Origin of the sequence: Streptomyces maremycinicus, from assembly GCF_001184025.1 — a bacterium.
Classification (GTDB): Bacteria; Actinomycetota; Actinomycetes; order Streptomycetales; family Streptomycetaceae; genus Streptomyces; species Streptomyces maremycinicus.
Genome location: NZ_BBYG01000008.1, coordinates 494,324 through 512,579 on the forward strand (window position 1 = coordinate 494,324; position 18,256 = coordinate 512,579).

The window sequence follows — 18,256 nt, forward strand, 5'->3', positions numbered from 1 at the left end:
TGCGCGCGGGTACCCGCCTCAGCGGCGCGCGGTGCACACCACGAGCTGCCGCCCCTCCGGCTCGGGGCACCGGTACGCCCTGCGGATGTCGGCGGCGATCCGCGGGTCGATGACGCCCAGCGAGAGCCAGCTGGGCTGGTAGACGGCGTAGGCGGCCGGATGCTCCTGCGTGACGCAGCGGACGTTCTCCCGGGTCGACTCCAGCGAGGGCACGTCGGTGAGCTGCTCGGGCACGTTGAGGAAGGTGGGGAAGGGGTAGCGGCAGGCGGTCGGGTGGCCGATGTAGTAGGCCTGCTGACCGAAGGCCAGATACAGGACGGGCACCCCGTCCGGGAGTTCGGCGTCCACCTGCTCGGCCGCCGCCGCGGCCGACCGCGCCTGCTCCTTCAGCTCGGCGTTGGTCGTGACGATCCGCCCCTCGATGACCCGCACCCCCGACAGCGGCCACACCGTCGCGGCCAGGCACACGACGACCGCGAGGACCGGCAGGGCGACCGGGACACGGAGGCCGCGCGGACGCGCCGCCCGCGCCCACCGCAGGTCCACCGCTCCGGCGAGGAGAGCCGCCGCCGAGGCGAGCCACGCGACGACATCCGTGTCGACGTCCTCGCGGACCAGGGTGAGCAGCGGGGCCGCGCCGTAGAGGAGGGCGAGCCCGGTGAGACACAGCGGAGGCCGCCCGTGGGCTCCGTACCAGCGGCCGATCGCGAGCGCGGTCAGCGCGGCGGCCACCACCGGCAGGCTCTCGCCGTGGTACGCGAACCAGTTGCCCTGGTAGACCACGACGGCCAGGGCCACGACCAGGAGCAGCAGCGTGACGAGCACGGCCTCGACGCGCCGCCGGCGCGAGGGGAGCGTCGCGGCGAACAGCAGCAGCGCGCCGGGCAGCAGCGCGAGCACCGGCGTCACCGCGATCCGGTCGCCCAGGTAGTCCGCGGTCCGCAGCAGCAGGTCCGGGACGACGACCGGGTCCTTGCCCAGCGCGTGCGCGTTGATGTGCGGCATGTCGCGCAGCCACTGGAGCTCCCGGGAGCCCGACCAGGCGCTGAACGCGAACAGCAGGCCGGTGCCGACGGCGGTCGCGGCGGCGAGCAGCAGGCCCCGCACCCGGTCCACGGCGAAGACCACGAGCAGCGCCATCGCGGCGGTGCCCGCGGTGGAGAACTTCATCAGCACGGCGAGACCGAGCGGCGGCGCGGCGAGCGCGGCGGCCTGCCACAGGTCGCGGACGCCGAGCGCGGCGGCGACGGCGCCCGCCGCGAAGACGATCGCGAACCACTCCGGCTGCAAGTAGTCGATGACCGGCGCGAAGGCCAGCGTGAGGGCGGTCAGGCCGGAGACGAGCACCGCGTCCCGCTCGGGCATCCGGCGCCGCAGGGCCCGGTGCAGCAGCAGACCGGTGGCCGCGCACAGGGCGATGCCGATGAGCCGCAGGAGGGCCTCGCGCACCGCGTTCGACCCGCCGGTGAGGGAGTCCAGACCGTCCAGCAACCAGCGGTAGAAGAAGGGCCGGTGAGCGAAGATCTCGGAGGGGGACAGTCCGCTCGCCCCCGTCGTCCGCAGGGCGGCGAGCACATAGCGGATGTCGAGGAAGACACCGGCGGTGAGCGTCGTGTGGAGCAGCAGCGCGACGGTGGTGAGGGCGGTGGTCCACCCCGCGGGAGAGGTGAGGCGCAGCCGGCGCGCCGCCGGTCCGTGCGGGCTCCGCCCGCGCCGCGCGGCGGGCGGAGGTGAGGTGGATATGTCGGTCACGTGCGCGAACGTAGCATCGAATTCCACGGGAATAACGGGTGTTGAAAAGGAGAGGGCGTGTCACACCCGTTCTTCATCTGTCATTTTCCGACCCGATCCGGATGTCACGTCGAATTCACCTGAGTGTCGGCGACGCGACATGCGGAAGCGGATCCTGCTTTCTTAGGATCACTTGACTTTCCGCTGAGAATCCAGGTGCGCACACGTGGCCAACACACCGACCCTGTCCGTCGTCGTCCCCTGTTACAACATCGAGTCGTATCTGCCCGAGACCGTGACCAGCCTGGTCAACAACGCCCGGGACGACTTCGAGTTCATCTTCGTCGAGGACAGATCCACCAAGGACAGGACGTACGAAGCCCTTCTCGCCCTGACGGCGCGGCTCGGGAACAGCCGGGTGATCCGGCACGAGCGCAACGGCGGACTGGCGACCGCGCGCAACACCGGGATCGACGTCGCGGAAGGCCGCTACCTCACCTTCCTCGACGGTGACGACTGGCTGGCGCCGGGCTATCTGGCCCGGCTGGTGGACGTCATCGAACGGTTCGACGTCGACTTCGTCCGCACCGACCACGTCCAGGTCACCGGCGTCGAGCGGGCCGTCCACCGGGCACCCGAGGGCCGCCGCCACACCCCGCTCGACCCGCGCACCTCGATCCTCCCCGTCGACGACACCACCATGGTCGACTATCCGTACGCCTGGGCCGGCGTCTACCACCGCCGCCTCCTGGACCGGGGCATGCTCCGCTTCCACGACGGGCTGCGCACCGCCGAGGACCGGCCGTGGATCTGGGACCTGCACCGCAGGGCCGAGTCCTACGTCGTCGCCGGCCTGCACGGCGTCTTCTACCGCCGGGGCATCGCCAGTTCGCTCACCCAGATCGGCGATGTGCGCCAGTTGGACTTCTTCCGCTCCTTCGACCTCGTCCTCGCCGAGCTCGCCGACGATCCCGAGGCGGACCGGCTGCGCGCGAAGGCGCTGCGCAACTTCTGCGTGGTCATCGCCCACCAGCTGATCGACCGGCGCCGGTTCGAGCGCAGTGTGGCCGCGAAGCTGAGGCGGCTGGCCGCCGAGGCGCTGGGCGCGATGACCGAGGAGGAACTGAGCGAGGCCGTGGTGGGGATGGGCGAGGAACGTGTCCATGTGCTGCGCCGGGTCCGCGGCGGTATGAAGGGTGTGGCGGCGTGATCCAGATATTCTGCTCGGCCACCCAGTACGCGGCCGCGACCGTCACCGCCGCGATCCGCGCCGGTCGGTTCGGCCCGCGCGAGGGCGTCCGCCGCATCCTCGTCGTCAGCAACACCGCCGCCGTGCCTGAGGTCGGCACCCCGCTGGACCGGATGGCCGGCTTCGAGAAGCTGCGCCCCGAGTTCGACCAGGTGCACTCCTGGAACGAGTTCATCTCCCCGCACCACCCGGCCGGCTGGTCGCCGCGCGCCCAGGACACCGGACTCTGGGAGAAGGCCGTACGCCTGGCCTGGGACCTGGGCGACGAACAGGTCGAGATCGCCTGCGAGTCCCTCCAGGCCAACCCCTCCCGCGCGATCGCCGACATCTTCGCGGACAGCCCGATCCACGTGTACGCGGACGGCCTGATGAGCTACGGCCCGACGCGCAACCGCATCCCGCACGGCATGAGCAGCCGCATCACCCGCGTGCTCCACCTCGACCTGGTCCCCGGGCTGCGCCCGATGCTCCTGTCCGAGTACGGCGTCCGGTCCGAGGCCGTGCCCCGGGAGGCGATGGTCGACGTCCTCGCGCAGATCGGCGAGTCCGGCGCCGGCCTCCTCGCCGAGCGGCTCCCGGCCGACCACCGCGCCACCGCCGTGCTCCTCGGCCAGTACCTCTCGGCGATCGACCTGATCACCCAGGACGAGGAGGAGCGGCTGCACGTCCGCATGCTGCGGGCCGCCGCCCGCGCGGGCCACGAGGACGTGCTGTTCAAGCCCCACCCGAGCGCGCCCGCCGTCTACAGCGAGTCCCTGGAGGCGGCCGCCGGGGAACTCGGCGTACGGCTCACCGTGCTGAACGAGCCGATCCTCGCCGAGACGGTCTTCGCCTTCCTGAAGCCGAAGCTCGTCATCGGCTGCTTCTCCACGGCCCTGATGACCGCCGCCGCCTTCTACGGCATCCCGGTCGCCCGGGTCGGCACGGAGCTCCTCCTGGAGCGCATCACACCGTACGAGAACAGCAACCGCGTCCCGCTCACCATCATCGACGTGGCACTGCCCGACGCGGAGCACGCGGAACTCGGCGCCCCGCTCGAACTCGCGGGGGCGGCCGAGAGGCTGACGCCCCTGATCCGGGCCGTGGGGTACTGCATGCAGTCCCGCAAGTACCACGGCCTGCGCGCGGAGGCGGTCGGCTGGCTTGCCGCGCATCTCACCGAAGGGTCCCCGTACCAGCGCTACTTCAAGCGCCGCCGCCTCACGAGCCTCCGCCTCCCCGGCGGCGGCCCGATCCGAGCGGAAGCCCTCCGCCGCCACCCGACGGTACGCCGCGCGGTACGCCGCCTCCGCCGGACGACCCGCCAACCGACCACATGACCGACTGAGCGAACAAACCGGGGGACCGGGACCGACGGACGAGCGAGCACGCGCAACGTCCCGCTCAGGGACACGGGGCTCCGTCGAATTTGCGGCTCCGCCGCGCGGGCGCGACCAGCCACGACGGTGCCGCGGACGGCGTACCGCGGCACCGCCGACCCCCGCACCCGGCCGCCGGCCCGGACTCCGGACCACTCAAGCCCGCCGCACGGCAGGCGCCGAGTCAGCGGACGAGCGAGGACGCGCAGCGTCCCGCTCAGGGACACGGGGCTCCGTCGAATTTGCGGCTCCGCCGCGCGGGCGCGACCAGCCACGACGGCCCGGGGGACGGCAGGCGCCGAGTCAGCGGACGAGCGAGGACGCGCAGCGTCCAGCCCAGGGGCGCGGGGCTCCGTCGAATTTGCGGCTCCGCCGCGCGGGCGCGACCAGCCACGACGGTGCCGCGGACGGCGGACGGCGTACGGCGGACGGCGTATCGCGGCACCGCAGAACCCCGCACCCGGCCGCCGGCCCGGACTCCGGACCGCACCGGCCGCGGGCCCCGGACTCCGACCCGCTCAAGCCCGCCGCACGGCGAGCGCACGCTTCAGCCGGGGCCCGACCGGCTTCTCCACGAACCGGTGGAGAAGCCAGGCGATCCCCAGCAGGGACAGAACCGTCGTACCGAACGTCAGGTACGGGTTCAGCCCGAAGTCGCGGTACAGCACCCGGATGAAGAACCAGCCCAGGTGCTCGTGGATCAGGTAGAAGGGGTACGTCAGCGCCCCGGCCACCGTCAGCCAGCGCCAGTTCGCCCGGCTCGTCCAGCCCAGGGCCACCGCTCCGACGGCGACGAAGGCGACGAGGACGATCAGTTCGATGACGTACGGACTGCGGTGGAACTGGCCCTGCGGGCCGGGGTGCCACAGGGCCGTGACCGAGTAGCGCTGGCCGAGCAGGAAGCTGAAGCCGACGATGCCCCACAGCAGCAGGTCGTTGCCGAAGCGGTGGATCAGGTAGAAGGCCAGACCGCCGATGAAGTACGGGGCGTGGTCACGCATGACCAGCTCGTCGGTCAGCGGGTGGTCGGCGACCCGGGCGAAGACGCCGGCCAGCGTCCACAGGACGCAGAACATGACGACCCGGCGGTAGGTGACGCCCCGCCAGACCACGAACAGCGCGAACAGGGCGTAGAAACGCACCTCCACCCAGAGCGTCCAGTCCACCCCCAGCACCCGGGGCACTCCCATCGGCTGCTGGAGCATGGTGAGGTTGGTGAGGATCTCGTCCGAGCGCAGCGGCCCGGACACCACCGGAAGGATCACACCGGCCGCGGTGACCAGGACGATCGCGGCCCAGTACGCCGGGTACAGCCGTGCGACCCGGGAGCGGAAGAAGTCCCCGGTGCTCCGGCCCCAGCTGCTCATGCAGATCACGAACCCGCTGATCAGGAAGAAGAACTGCACGCCCAGGCTGCCGTAGGTGGCGAACTGCGACAGCGTCGGGAACTTCTCGCCGGGGGACTGGTGCCAGGACTGCGCGACCTCGCCGTTCTTGCCGGCGTAGTGGTAGAAGCAGACCATCAGGGCCGCCAGCAGCCGCAGTCCGTCCAGGGCACGCAGCCGGCTCTCCGCCCGGGGCCGGACCGGAGCCCGTTCGGGGACGAGCATGTTCAGCCGGAGTGCTGGGGTCGGGGCCGGTGCCGCCGCCTGGTCAGCCGCGCTCATCCTGGGACCTTCCGTGGGAGTCATGAGAGGTGTTCCGTCGTGCGTGACGGTCACGGTCACGGCCGTGGCCGTAGTCGTGGCCGTTGTCTCGACGACGGAACGCTATGCATCTCCGACAAGTCGGGGATGAGTGACGGCTGACTCACCGGCGGCGCATGAATGACGATCGGATGAACAGCTGTCCCGGTATGTCTCGTTTCCCCTCGCCGGCCACCCCTCGCCGGCCACCCCTCGCCGGCCACCCCTCGCGGCCACCCCTCGCGGCCACCCCTCGCCGGCCACCCCTCGCGGCCACCCCTCGCGGCCACCCTTCGCCGGCTACCGCTTGCCGCCCACCCGCTTCAGGGCCCGTGCCCGCCGCGCCAGGCGGCGGACGGTCGCGTTGCGCGGGATGAAGGCCAGCTGCCCCGGGACGGCGCCGGGGAGGGCCAGTGCCGCCAGGCGCCGACGCTTGAAGTAGCGCCAGGTGTGCGGGTCGAGGTGGGTGGAGAGGTAGCGCTCCGCATCGCCCTGGAGTCCCGGATAGATCTTGGGCTGCATGGCGAAGCCGACGGCCTTGAGGAGCGCGGCCAGTTCGTCCACCCGCTCCGCCGAGGGCATCGCCCAGGACTCCACCGCCGACCGGTCCGCCAGGTCCGGCAGCAGCGCGTCGACGATGGTGAGCGGCACCCGGTTGCTGTTCTGGTACGGCGCGAGTCTGGCCAGCACGGTGTCGGTGCCGACCCGCGCGACCGGGAGGCCGTAGAGACCGGCGGCGGTGAGCAGCGCGGTGGAGAAACAGCCGACGACGAGCGCGGGCCGAAGCCGCTGGTAGACCACCTCCGCGAGGACGGGCCTTTCGAGCAGGGCGAGTTCGGCGCCGAGCTTCCTCGCCTCGTCCTCCAGCAGCCGTGTCCAGCGGACGGGGGCGGTGGGGTGCGGCTTGAAGACGAGTGTGCGGTGCCCGAGCGCCACGGCGCCGCGCACCATGCCCAGATGCAGTTCCTCCTCCTCGGCGTCCCCGAGGATGCCGAGCGCCGAGAGGTACTGCCCCAGCAGCAGCGCCGGACGCTCCTCGGGCTCGGGCGACCCCGCCTCGTCCTCGGCGAGTTCGCCGAGCACCTTCAGGAACGCCTCGGACGGCACCAGCACCGGCGGTACGCCGAACTCGGTGAGCAGCAGAGGGGTGAGGCCCGGCACCAGATCGAGGTGCAGCAGCCGGCCGACCCGGGTGCCGACCAGCGGGTCGATCTTGTCGCGGGTGGGTCCGTAGCTCATCAGGCCGTCGGCGTAGGCGTCGACGGGCGCGCCGGTGAACAGCTGGCACAGCGCGAGCGCCGGATTCACCTGGATGGACTCCACGGCCAGGTGGACCTCGTCGTCACCGAGGTTCCACAGCAGCCGTACGTACCGTTCCCACAGCGGGATGTCGTCCCCGCGGGGGCCCCAGCCGCCGGGGTGGAAGGGGGCGATGGTGCCGTTCCAGGACAGCACCTCGTCGAAGCGCTCACGGATCCGGTCGAAGCCCGGCATGGCGTCGACGGACGGCGTGATCTCCGGATTGACCGCGTTGTTGGTGACGAGCAGCAGTCGGCGGTCGGTCGGTTCGAAGAGCCCGGCGTCGAGGGCCGCGGCCAGGGTCGCGGCGCCGTAGAGGGTCGAGACGCAGAAGATCCGGGTCGTGCGGGGCATCAGACGGCCACCGTCCGAGCCGCCGCCGTCCGAGCCGCCACCGGCCTGCGCCGTACCCGCCGCAGCGCACCCGCCCGCTGTACGTCCATCGAGTCCATGACCTCCGTGAGCACGTCCTGCGGCATCCGCTTCAGGGCGGCGGCGCACAGGGAGCGCAGTTGCCGTGCCACTCCGGGTTCGAACCTCTCGATCGAGCCGAGGTGGTGGGACATGATCGCGCAGTAGGTGCGCACCGCCTTGGGCAGCAGCCTGTCGCCCTCGGGGTCCCGCGCCGTCTCCTCGATCACCTGGTCGAACGCGCGGATGAAGTCCAGTTGCCGCACATCGCCGATCTGGGTGAGGGAAGAGGCCACCCCGCGCCGGTAGTAGACGCCCAGCAGCCCCACCACGGCGAAGGTGTCCGCCTCCCGGTGGAGCTTCCAGATCCAGGGCCGGTCCTCGGCCGTCCGCAGTCCGTCGGTGAAGTGCAGCAGCCCGCGGTCGACGAGGCGGCGGTGGTAGATGCCGGCCCAGGCGTAGGCGTAGTCCACCGAGGTGGACCGGTCGGCGGGCAGGATCCCCTCCCGCGGGTTCAGCACCGTCCCGCGCCGGCCGTGCGGTACCCGGTGGATGCTCCGGGCCCGCGCGGTGCACTGCACGTGGTCGGTGCGGACGAAGTCGCAGCCCAGTTCCTCGATGGCGGCGAGGAGCCGCGGGAAGTATCCGGGCGCCAGCCAGTCGTCGCCGTCCAGGAAAGTCAGATAATCGCCGCGCGCCTTGTCGATGCCGGTGTTTCTGGCGGTCGCCAGCCCTCCGTTCTTTTCGTGTCTGACCAACACCGCGCCCGGCAGTTCTCGTGCCGCACGCGCGAGGATGTCCGAGGTCGCGTCGGTCGAACAGTCGTCGACCAGAATGAACTCGAAATCGTCGCGTGCGTTCGAACGCAGACTCGTCAGGGTGTCGGGCGCGTATTGCTGAACGTTGTAGAACGGCACGATCACGGAAAGCTTGGGCACCTGCGAAACCTTAGAAGGGCCCCCGGCGGCAAAAATTGCCGGTGCGGATACGGGGGGTGAACTCGATGTGGCGGAATGGTGCACCCACCGCGCATTCGCCTGATGGCCGGGCCAGTTCGGCGTTCGGTGGCGCGCTGTTAACTTCTCGTTGAGTCGAGGTTGGGTAAAGCAGGGGAATTGCTTTCTAGCGTCTAGCCCGTGCCAGCAAGTACTGCCAACCCCCCACGGATCGCCGTCCTCGCGGACTCCGACACCCGGTGGAAATGGGGTGCCCTGACCGCGACGCGGATCGCGCCCTCCATGGAAGCCGGATCCGGGAGCGGGGCGCAAGTCGCCCCCGTCCTGGACGGATTCCTGCTGCGCGGCCGGGCCACCCCCACCCCCCGCCAGTTGGCCGAGGTCGGCGTCCACGCCGACTCGCTGAGCGAGGTCACCGCCCTCGAGTTCCTGCGCGCCATGACGCGGACGTCGTACGACATCCTCGTGCTCGCGCTGGTCGGCGGCGGCGTCCAGGCCATCCTGCACGGCCTGAAGCGGATCTGGGAGGGACAGGGCGAACGCCCCGTCGTCGTCACCGGCTATGTCGGCGTCGTCTACGAGAAGCTCGCCGACGGCCTGCTGCTGCGGCACGGCGCCGACCTCGTCCTCGCCAACTCCCGTCAGGACGCGGAGCGTTTCCGCGCCGTGTACGAGGGCGTGGGCGCCGACGCCGCGTCGGTGACCGAAGTGGCCCTGCCGTTCCTGGGCGGTGCCCCGTACACCGGTGAACACGACCCCTACACGGTCGTCTTCGCCGCGCAGCCCTCCGTACCGGAGAGCCGCAGGGACCGTGCCTACCTGCTCGACCGGCTGGTGCGGCATGCGCGGCTGCACCCCGAGCGGGAGGTGCTGCTGAAGCTCCGCTCCAAGCCGGGCGAGCACACCACCCACATCGAGGAACTGCCCTACCAGAAGCTGGTGCAGAAGCTCGATCCGCCGGCCAACTTCCGCCTGGTGTACGGGAACATGGGCGAGGTCCTCGACCGCACCGACCTCATGGTCACGGTCAGTTCGACGGCCGCCCTGGAGTCCCTGCACCGCCGGGTCCCCACGGTCGTCCTCACCGACCTCGGGGTGCGCGAGGCACTCGGCAACCACCACTTCGTCGGCTCCGGCTGCCTCGCCTCCTGGGACCAGCTCGACGCCGGGCACCGGCCCGCCCCCGACGAGGGGTGGGTGGCCCGCCAGGGCGTCGCGGTGGACGGCTCGTACGCGACGGCCTTCGACGCGGCACGTCAGCGGATCGGCGAACTGCTCGGCGGTCCCGGCGGCCGTCCGCCCCTCACCCCCTACTACACACCCGCCACCGCGCCCGGCTATCTGCCCGGCATCCTCGCCCGCCACCACCTCGGCCCCGACGGCAGCCCGCTGCCCGGCGCGCCGGCCACCGACCGCGAGCCGGGCCCGGTCCGGCAGATCGTGCGCCGGGCGGCGCGCGGCGCCTACCGGCACGGCGTGCAGCGGGTGGCCCCGGTCATCCGGCGGATGGGGGAGCTGTGACCCGTCAAGGAGACGAACCCATGTCCGACTCACCAGCAGGGGTGCGCCGTGTGCTCGCGGTGATCCCCGCGCGCGGCGGCTCCAAGGGCGTGCCCGCGAAGAACCTCGCGCCGGTGGGCGGCGTACCGCTCGTCACCCGCGCGGTCCGCGAGTGCCGGGCGACCCGCCTCGTGACGGACGTCGTCGTGTCGACCGACGACCACGCCATCGCGGCGGCGGCGCGTGAGGCGGGCGCGGAGGTCGTGCTGCGGCCCGCCGCCATCGCCGGCGACACCGCGACCTCCGAGGCGGCCGTCCTGCACGCCCTGGACGCCCACGAGGCGCTGCACGGCTCCTCGGTCGACGCCGTCCTGCTCGTGCAGTGCACCAGCCCCTTCCTCGTCCGGGACGACATCGACGGGGTCGCCGCGGCCGTCGTCGAGCAGGGCGCCGACACGGCGGTGACGGTCGCCCCCTTCCACGGCTTCGTCTGGCGCGACGCGGACGACTCCGGTACCGACACCGGCACCGGCACCGGCACCGACACCGGCACCGACGGAGGCTTCGGCGGCGGCTTCGGCGTCAACCACGACAAGTCCTTCCGGCCCCGCCGGCAGGACCGCCCCCAGGACCTCCTGGAGACCGGCGCCGCCTACGCCATGCGGACCCGGGGTTTCCGTACCCACGGGCACCGCTTCTTCGGCCGCACGGAACTCGTCCGCACCGACCCCGCCCGGGTCCTGGAGATCGACGACCCGCACGACCTGGCCCGGGCGAGGGCGCTGGCGCCCCTCTTCGACACGGACCGGCCCGGCTCCCTCCCCACGGCCGCCGACATCGACGCGGTCGTCCTCGACTTCGACGGCACCCAGACCGACGACCGGGTGCTGATCGACTCCGACGGACGGGAGTTCGTCTCCGTGCACCGCGGCGACGGCCTCGGCATCGCGGCCCTGCGCAGGTCGGGCCTGCGGATGCTGATCCTCTCGACCGAACAGAACCCGGTCGTCGCCGCCCGGGCCCGGAAGCTGAAGCTCCCGGTCCTGCACGGCATCGACCGCAAGGACCTCGCGCTCAAGCAGTGGTGCGAGGAACAGGGCATCGCGCCGGAGCGCGTGCTCTACGTCGGCAACGACGTCAACGACCTCCCCTGCTTCGCCCTCGTGGGCTGGCCGGTGGCGGTCGCGAGCGCACACGACGTCGTACGCGGCGCCGCACGCGCGGTCACCACCCTGCCCGGTGGCGACGGCGCGATCCGGGAGATCGCCGGCTGGATCCTCGGACCCTCTCTCGACACCCTCACCAGGTAAGGACATCTCCGCCATGAGCACCAACTCCCGTCTGCGCAGCTTCGGTTCCCGCGAGGTCGGTCCCGGCAGGCCCGTCTACATCTGCGGCGAGATCGGCATCAACCACAACGGCGAGCTGGAGAACGCCTTCAAGCTGATCGACGTGGCCGCCGAGGCCGGCTGTGACGCCGTGAAGTTCCAGAAGCGCACCCCCGAGATCTGCACCCCGCGCGACCAGTGGGACATCGAGCGCGACACCCCCTGGGGCCGGATGACCTACATCGACTACCGCCACCGGGTCGAGTTCGGCGAGGACGAGTACCGGCAGATCGACGAGTACTGCAAGGAGAAGGGCATCGCCTGGTTCGCCTCCCCGTGGGACACCGAGGCGGTCGCCTTCCTGGAGAAGTTCGACGTCCCCGCGCACAAGGTCGCGTCCGCCTCGCTGACCGACGACGAGCTGCTGCGCGCCCTGCGCTCCACCCACCGCGCCGTCATCCTCTCCACCGGCATGTCGACGCCGAAGCAGATCCGGCACGCCGTCGAGGTCCTCGGCAGCGACAACATCCTCATGTGCCACGCCACGTCGACCTACCCGGCGAAGGCCGAGGAGCTCAACCTCCGCGTGATCAACACGCTGGAGAAGGAGTTCCCGAACGTCCCTATCGGCTACTCCGGCCACGAGACCGGCCTCCAGACCACCCTTGCCGCGGTCGCCCTCGGCGCCACCTTCGTCGAGCGGCACATCACCCTCGACCGCGCGATGTGGGGCTCCGACCAGGCCGCCTCCGTCGAGCCGGGCGGTCTCACCCGCCTCGTCCGCGACATCCGCACCATCGAGGCCTCCCTCGGCGACGGCGTCAAGAAGGTCTACGACTCCGAGCTCGGCCCCATGAAGAAGCTGCGCCGCGTGTCGGGCGTCGTCGCGGAGGCGGAGATCGCGGCGGCGGCGGGCGAACCGGTCGCGGTGTGACCTGAATACCCCTCCGAGTGCCTTACGGGATGGTCGTCCGACGATGAGTCCTCGCGCCGGGAAGAACACCGGCCACACCCCCCACACCCTCGCCTTCGTCGAGAGTCCGGTGCAGCTCCTGAACGTCCTGGAGTGGGCGTACGCCCGGGAACTCCAGCCGGGAGAGGAGCCCGGCGCGGGGCTGACCCTCGTCGTCCTGTCCCCGACCGACCCGATGACCCGCGGCCAGCTGCGCCGCATGGCCGAGCTGGCCCGCCGGGAAGGGCACACGGTCCGCTGGGAGGAGGCCCGCGGCGGCACCATGGCGCCCTTCCGCACCATCGGGGGCCTCACCCCGCTGCTGCGGCGGGCGGAACGGATGGTGATGGGCGACCCGTTCTCCCGTTACGTCCAGCTGCTGCTGACCATCACCAGGGCGAGCGAGCTGGTCGTGGTGGACGACGGGACGGCCACGATGGAGTTCGTCGGCCAGCTGGCCCGCGGTGAACGCCTCGTCCGCTGGCACCGCAAGGGCGGCCGCACGGGCCCGCGCGACGTGCTCTTCGCCCCGGTGTCCGGCGCGGCCCGCCGCCGGCTGCTCCCGGGTGCGGGCCGCGGGGTCGAGGTCTTCTCCTCCATGCCCATGAAGGAGGCCCCCGAAGGCGTCACGATCACGGCCAACGCCTTCGCCTGGACCCGTGAGCGCTTCGGCCCGCCGCGGGTGACGAAGAGCGCGGACATGGTCGGCACCTCGCTGGTCGAGACCGGCGTGGTGGACGCCGACCGCTATCTGGACGCGGTCCGCACGCTCGCCGGGGCGCACGGCGCGACCCGCTACTTCGCCCACCGCCGGGAGAGCACCGAGAAACTCCACCGGCTGGCCGTCGAGACGGGTCTCGAGGTCGTCCGCCCGGACCTGCCGCTGGAACTGATCGCCCGCCGCGGCCCCATCGGCCGGACCGTCCTCAGCTTCCCGTCGACGGTCGTCCACACTCTGCCGCTGGCCCTGGCTGGCACCGACGTCCGGGTCGCGGTCTGCGACATCGACCCGGCCTGGCTGACGGAACACGCCTCGCCCAGGGCGCAGGGATTCCTGTCCGGGGTGACGGGCACGGCGAAGGACGTCCACCGGCTGGCCGCGGTGAGCGCGGTCTGAGCGGGGCCGCGACCAGGGTGACTACGAGCCGCCGCCCCGTGGGGGCGGCGGCTCGGCCCGTTCCTCCTCCCAACGGCCGAATCCGTCGAAGAAGCTTTCCTCGCGCTCGGCGCGTGCCCGGTCGCGCCACCGGGTGACCGCCCACAGCACGCCCGCGAGCAGACACGCCGTGACGGCCATCACCGTCAGCCCGGTCAGCGCCAGCGCCGCCACGCCCCGCGCCAGGACCCCGGGTATCCGGTCCTCGCCGCACCCGCATGTCATCGTCTCCATGACCGCACCCTGCCCGCCCGGACCGGGCCGGTCGCCCAGCGTGGCGCAACCGCTGCACGGAGGTGATGATTCCGGGACCGGTCCCGGTACGTGGACAGAACCAGCGTGCCTCGAGCCGTCCGTGGTATCCGTGAAAGGAAGGAAGAAGTGTGGGTGCCGGCCGAGAAGGCGGCGAGTTTACCCATCCACCACAGCAGCCATGCGCCGCGCGGCCAACTTTTCTTCGCCTGACGGGCTGAACTTTTGTTGATCGGGTCAGTTGACCGCCCCGGCGTCCTACCCTTCAAAGGGTGAAGCAACTGATGTCCCGAGAGTCCGAGGCCGATCCGTCAGGGGAAGACCTGCTCCCCGGTGCACTTGCGGGTGTGCTCCCCGGCGCCCTTCCCGGCACCTTGCCGGAGGCGCTGCGCGCAGAGCTCGTGGCGTTCCGCCGCGACATGCACATGCACCCTGAGCTGGGCAACCAGGAGTTCCGTACGACGGCCGCGATCAAAGCCCGCCTCGAGAAGGCCGGTCTCCAGCCGCGCGTACTCGCCGTGGGGACCGGCCTCGTCTGCGACATCGGGACCGTGGGCGCGGCGGGCGCCGGGAGCGACGGCGTTCCGGTCCTGGCGATGCGCGCCGACATCGACGCGCTGCCCATCCCGGACACGAAGACCGAGTGCGCGTACCGCTCGAAGGTGCCGGACCGCGCGCACGCCTGCGGGCACGACGTGCACACCACCGTCGTCCTCGGGGCCGGACTCGTCCTCGCCGAGCTGCACCGGCAGGGCCGGCTCCCGCGGCCCGTGCGGCTGATCTTCCAGCCCGCCGAGGAGGTGCTGCCCGGCGGCGCCGCCGATGTCATCGCGGACGGGGCGCTGGACGGGGTCGGCCGGATCATCGCCGTGCACTGCGACCCGCGGGTCGACGCGGGCAGGGTCGGGCTGCGCGAGGGGGCCATCACCTCCGCCTGCGACCGGCTGGAGATCTCCCTGGACGGGCCCGGCGGCCACACCGCCCGCCCGCATCTGACCACCGACCTCGTGACCGCCGTCGCCCGGGTCGTCACCGACGTGCCCGCGCTGGTCGGCCGCCGCGTCGACACCCGGGCCGGGCTGGCCGTCACCTGGGGCCGGATCGAGAGCGGGCACGCCCCGAACGTGATCCCGCAGCACGCCGAGCTGTCCGGGACCGTCCGCTGCCTGGACATCGAGGCGTGGCGGCAGGCCCCGGACATCGTCGTCGCGGCCATCGACGAGGTCGCCAACCTGCACCGCGCCAAGTCGGAGATCAACTACGTGCGGGGTGTCCCGCCCGTCGTCAACGACGGTGAGGTCGCCGCGCTGCTGCGGGACGCCATGGTCGCCCGGCGCGGCGAGACGGCCGTGGAGGGTACCGAGCAGAGCCTCGGCGGCGAGGACTTCTCCTGGTACCTCGAGCGGGTGCCCGGCGCGATGGCCCGGCTCGGGGTCCGCCCGCCCGGCGAGCGCACCGTCCGCGATCTGCACCAGGGCGACTTCGACGCGGACGAGTCGGCGATCACCGTCGGCGTGGAGCTCTTCACGGCGGCCGCGCTGCTCGACGCCGCGACCCGCGACCGCTGACGGACCCCGGGCGCGAGCCCGGTGGAGGGTACGGAGGAAGGGGTGCCGGAAAGGCGCCCCTTCATCCCCTTGTGTCACCCACCCGTAACCCCGGGGACGCGCTTGTAACCCGGCGTCGGCACGAATCGATAACGGCCCTGAGGAATCCCGTTCCCCTGCGCTTCTACGCGCGTTACTGTGCGCCGGAATCGCCACCGGGAAAGGCTTGTTGGGGAGCCCTCCCGCACGGCGCCACCAAGGGGTATGCGGGCCGGTCACGGCGCCGTGGGGATGAAGGGGTGCTTGCTATGCGTCTGATGTCTCGGAGGACGAGATTCTCGAGGGCCGCGGTGGCCGTCGCGGTCGTCGCGCTCGCCGCCGCCGGCTGCGGGAAGTCCAGCAGCGACTCCAAGTCCAGCGACTCGGAATCCAGCGGCGGGGGTTACTCGGGCAAGGGCATCGGCCTCGCCTACGACATCGGCGGCAAGGGCGACCAGTCGTTCAACGACGCCGCCTACGCCGGTTTCCAGAAGGCCGAGAAGGAATTCAAGATCGGCGGCCAGGACATCGAGCCGCAGGACGGCGAGTCCGACGCGGACAAGGTGCAGCGGCTGACGCAGCTGGCCCAGGCCGGCTACAACCCGGTGATCGGCGTCGGCTTCGTCTACGCGCCGGCCGTCAAGGAGGTCGCCGCCAAGTTCCCGAAGATCACCTTCGGCATCATCGACGACGAGCAGGTCCAGGCCAAGAACGTCGCCGACCTGGTCTTCCACGAGGAGCAGGCCTCCTACCTGGCCGGTGTCGCCGCCGCCAAGGCCAGCAAGAAGGCGCACATCGGCTTCATCGGCGGCGTGGACATCCCGCTGATCCACAAGTTCGAGGCCGGGTACGTCCAGGGCGCCAAGTCGGTCAACCCGAACATCAAGATCGAGTCGCAGTACCTGACCGAGACCGCCCAGGAAGGCGGCTTCTCCAGCCCCGACAAGGGCAAGGACGCGGCGAGCGGCCAGATCGAGGCGGGCGCCGACGTGATCTACCACGCGGCCGGTCTCTCCGGTCAGGGCGTGATCACCGAGGCCGCGGCCAAGAAGGTGTGGGCCATCGGCGTCGACTCCGACCAGTACAGCCAGAGCGCGCTGGCGGCGTACAAGGACTACATCCTCGGCTCGGCGCTGAAGAACGTCGGCGGCGCCGTCTACGACCTCGTGAAGTCCGTGCACGAGGGCAAGCCGCTGTCCGGCGTGGTCCGCGGCAGCCTCTCCAACGACGGCGTCGGCTTCGCCGACACCAACCCGAAGTACAAGGCGATGACGGACGTCGTCGCGGCCGTCGACAAGGCCAAGCAGGACATCATCGACGGCAAGATCACGGTAAACACCAAGTAACGGTCCGAAACCCGTTCCGCGGGCTCTCGGCTACGCCCTTATGAGCGTCCTTGCAGCCCATACGCCCCTTGCCTCCCGCAAGGGGCGTACTGCTGTCCGTAACCTTGACCGCAACTGTGGCCACAGCTCGGTAACGGACCGGACAGAAGGGTTTTTCCGTCTGGTCTACGCGCGTTACGCTGCGGCGGAACCAGCGCCTGGTAGGGGCGCATGCACAAAGGAGTCAAGTTCCATGCGCCGGGTGTCCCGAATCGCGGTTGCGGGTGTTGCCACCGCAGCTCTCGCCGTGACCGTTTCCGCTTGCGGAAGCTCCTCCACCTCGTCCTCCTCTTCCAGCAGCAGTGACAAGAACCTGGGCCTCGCGCTCGCGTACGACGTCGGCGGCAAGGGCGACCAGTCCTTCAACGACGCCGCCACGGCCGGCCTGGAGAAGGCCGACAAGGAGTTCGGCTACAAGTCCACCGCGGTCGAGCCGCAGGACGGCGAGTCCGACGCGGACAAGGTGCAGCGTCTGGAGAGCCTCGCCAAGCAGGGCTACAACCCTGTGATCGGCGTCGGCTTCGCCTACGCGCCGGCCGTCAAGGAGGTCGCGGCCAAGTACCCGAAGACCACCTTCGGCATCGTCGACGACGAGCAGATCAAGGCCGACAACGTCGCCGACCTCGTCTTCCACGAGGAGCAGGCCTCCTACCTCGCCGGTGTCGCCGCCGCCAAGGCCACCAAGACCAACACCGTCGGTTTCGTCGGTGGTGTGGACGTCCCGCTGATCCACAAGTTCGAGGCCGGCTTCAAGCAGGGCGTCGAGGACACCAAGAAGGGTGTCACGGTCAAGTCGCAGTACCTGACCGAGACCGCCGCCGAGGGTGGCTTCTCCAGCCCCGACAAGGGTGAGAGCGCCGCCGAGGGCCAGATCGACGCCGGTGCGGACGTCGTCTACGCCGCCGCCGGTCTGTCCGGTCAGGGTGTCATCAAGGCCGCCAACGCCAACAAGGTGTGGGCGATCGGCGTCGACTCCGACCAGTACAAGCAGGACGCGCTGAAGGCCTACAAGGCCTCGATCCTCACCTCGGCCATGAAGAACGTCGAGGGCGCGGTCTACACGCTGGCCAAGTCCGTCAAGGACGGCAAGCCGGCGACCGGTGTCGTCCGCGGCAGCCTCGAGAACGGCGGCGTGAGCGTGTCGGACTCGAACCCGGCCTTCGCGAGCAACACCGCGATCCAGGACGCGATCAAGAAGGCCGAAGAGGGCATCAAGAACGGCACCATCACGGTGAAGACCTCCTGACCTTTCGTCAGAGGCCTGGCCGAGGAAGCGCTGTAATGGCAGCGTTACGGCCACGGAACCGGGCGCGGGAAGGATGTCCTCCCCGCGCCCGGTTCGCGCGGCAGAATGCTCGGAACGGATCGACAGTCGATCGGGATCCCTGGCGGAACCGATCAAGATCGA

The 18,256-nt window shown here is 71.1% G+C and carries 14 protein-coding genes; 9 read left to right on the forward strand and 5 right to left on the reverse strand.

The window, feature by feature from the left end:
- Positions 1 to 18: 18 nt before the first annotated feature.
- Positions 19 to 1,752, reverse strand: a complete 1,734-nt coding sequence (locus AOQ37_RS02370) for a hypothetical protein (protein WP_062640591.1) — start codon at positions 1,750 to 1,752, stop codon at positions 19 to 21.
- Positions 1,753 to 1,957: 205 nt separating this feature from the next.
- Between AOQ37_RS02370 and AOQ37_RS02375 the strand changes: the two genes are divergently transcribed.
- Positions 1,958 to 2,941 (forward strand): glycosyltransferase family 2 protein, encoded by a 984-nt coding sequence (locus AOQ37_RS02375; protein WP_078889942.1) that lies wholly within the window; start codon positions 1,958 to 1,960, stop codon positions 2,939 to 2,941.
- Positions 2,938 to 4,299 (forward strand): polysialyltransferase family glycosyltransferase, encoded by a 1,362-nt coding sequence (locus tag AOQ37_RS02380; RefSeq protein ID WP_062640592.1) that lies wholly within the window; start codon positions 2,938 to 2,940, stop codon positions 4,297 to 4,299. The genes AOQ37_RS02375 and AOQ37_RS02380 overlap by 4 nt, the downstream gene beginning before the upstream one ends.
- Before the next feature lie 557 nt (positions 4,300 to 4,856).
- Here the strand turns inward: AOQ37_RS02380 and AOQ37_RS02385 are convergent.
- From AOQ37_RS02385 to AOQ37_RS02395, 3 genes are all read right to left on the reverse strand, one after another.
- The gene (locus tag AOQ37_RS02385; protein ID WP_199824915.1) at positions 4,857 to 6,005 is read right to left on the reverse strand and encodes an acyltransferase family protein; all 1,149 of its coding nucleotides are present in this window, start codon (positions 6,003 to 6,005) and stop codon (positions 4,857 to 4,859) included.
- A gap of 318 nt (positions 6,006 to 6,323) precedes the next feature.
- Positions 6,324 to 7,676, reverse strand: a complete 1,353-nt coding sequence (locus AOQ37_RS02390; RefSeq protein WP_062640594.1) for a polysialyltransferase family glycosyltransferase — start codon at positions 7,674 to 7,676, stop codon at positions 6,324 to 6,326.
- The gene (locus AOQ37_RS02395) at positions 7,676 to 8,671 is read right to left on the reverse strand and encodes a glycosyltransferase family 2 protein (RefSeq protein ID WP_062640596.1); all 996 of its coding nucleotides are present in this window, start codon (positions 8,669 to 8,671) and stop codon (positions 7,676 to 7,678) included. Before AOQ37_RS02395 ends, AOQ37_RS02390 begins: the two co-directional genes overlap by 1 nt.
- A 198-nt stretch (positions 8,672 to 8,869) precedes the next feature.
- On the opposite strand from AOQ37_RS02395, the gene AOQ37_RS02400 reads away from it, so the two are divergent.
- From AOQ37_RS02400 to AOQ37_RS02415, 4 genes are read left to right on the forward strand one after another with little or no spacing between them, the layout of a single operon-like run.
- Positions 8,870 to 10,210, forward strand: coding sequence for a DUF6716 putative glycosyltransferase (locus tag AOQ37_RS02400; protein WP_078889943.1), 1,341 nt, complete (start codon positions 8,870 to 8,872; stop codon positions 10,208 to 10,210).
- 20 nt (positions 10,211 to 10,230) lie between these two features.
- Entirely contained in the window at positions 10,231 to 11,499 is a 1,269-nt protein-coding gene (locus tag AOQ37_RS02405; RefSeq protein WP_062640600.1) for an N-acylneuraminate cytidylyltransferase, read from the forward strand.
- A 13-nt stretch (positions 11,500 to 11,512) separates the two neighbouring features.
- Entirely contained in the window at positions 11,513 to 12,451 is a 939-nt protein-coding gene (locus AOQ37_RS02410; protein WP_062640601.1) for an N-acetylneuraminate synthase family protein, read from the forward strand.
- 43 nt (positions 12,452 to 12,494) lie between these two features.
- On the forward strand, positions 12,495 to 13,586 hold the full coding sequence (locus tag AOQ37_RS02415; protein ID WP_062640603.1) for a hypothetical protein: 1,092 nt from the start codon (positions 12,495 to 12,497) through the stop codon (positions 13,584 to 13,586).
- Positions 13,587 to 13,607: 21 nt separating this feature from the next.
- Here the strand turns inward: AOQ37_RS02415 and AOQ37_RS02420 are convergent, their stop codons facing one another.
- Positions 13,608 to 13,859, reverse strand: a complete 252-nt coding sequence (locus tag AOQ37_RS02420) for a hypothetical protein (protein WP_062640605.1) — start codon at positions 13,857 to 13,859, stop codon at positions 13,608 to 13,610.
- A gap of 302 nt (positions 13,860 to 14,161) precedes the next feature.
- Here AOQ37_RS02420 and AOQ37_RS02425 point away from each other — a divergent pair, with 302 nt between their 5' ends.
- The 3 genes from AOQ37_RS02425 (at position 14,162) to AOQ37_RS02435 (ending at position 18,094) form a co-directional block, all read left to right on the forward strand.
- The gene (locus AOQ37_RS02425; protein WP_062640607.1) at positions 14,162 to 15,445 is read left to right on the forward strand and encodes an amidohydrolase; all 1,284 of its coding nucleotides are present in this window, start codon (positions 14,162 to 14,164) and stop codon (positions 15,443 to 15,445) included.
- 296 nt (positions 15,446 to 15,741) lie between these two features.
- Entirely contained in the window at positions 15,742 to 16,809 is a 1,068-nt protein-coding gene (locus tag AOQ37_RS02430; protein WP_062641395.1) for a BMP family lipoprotein, read from the forward strand.
- A gap of 232 nt (positions 16,810 to 17,041) precedes the next feature.
- The gene (locus AOQ37_RS02435; protein WP_062640609.1) at positions 17,042 to 18,094 is read left to right on the forward strand and encodes a BMP family lipoprotein; all 1,053 of its coding nucleotides are present in this window, start codon (positions 17,042 to 17,044) and stop codon (positions 18,092 to 18,094) included.
- Positions 18,095 to 18,256 lie beyond the last annotated feature (162 nt).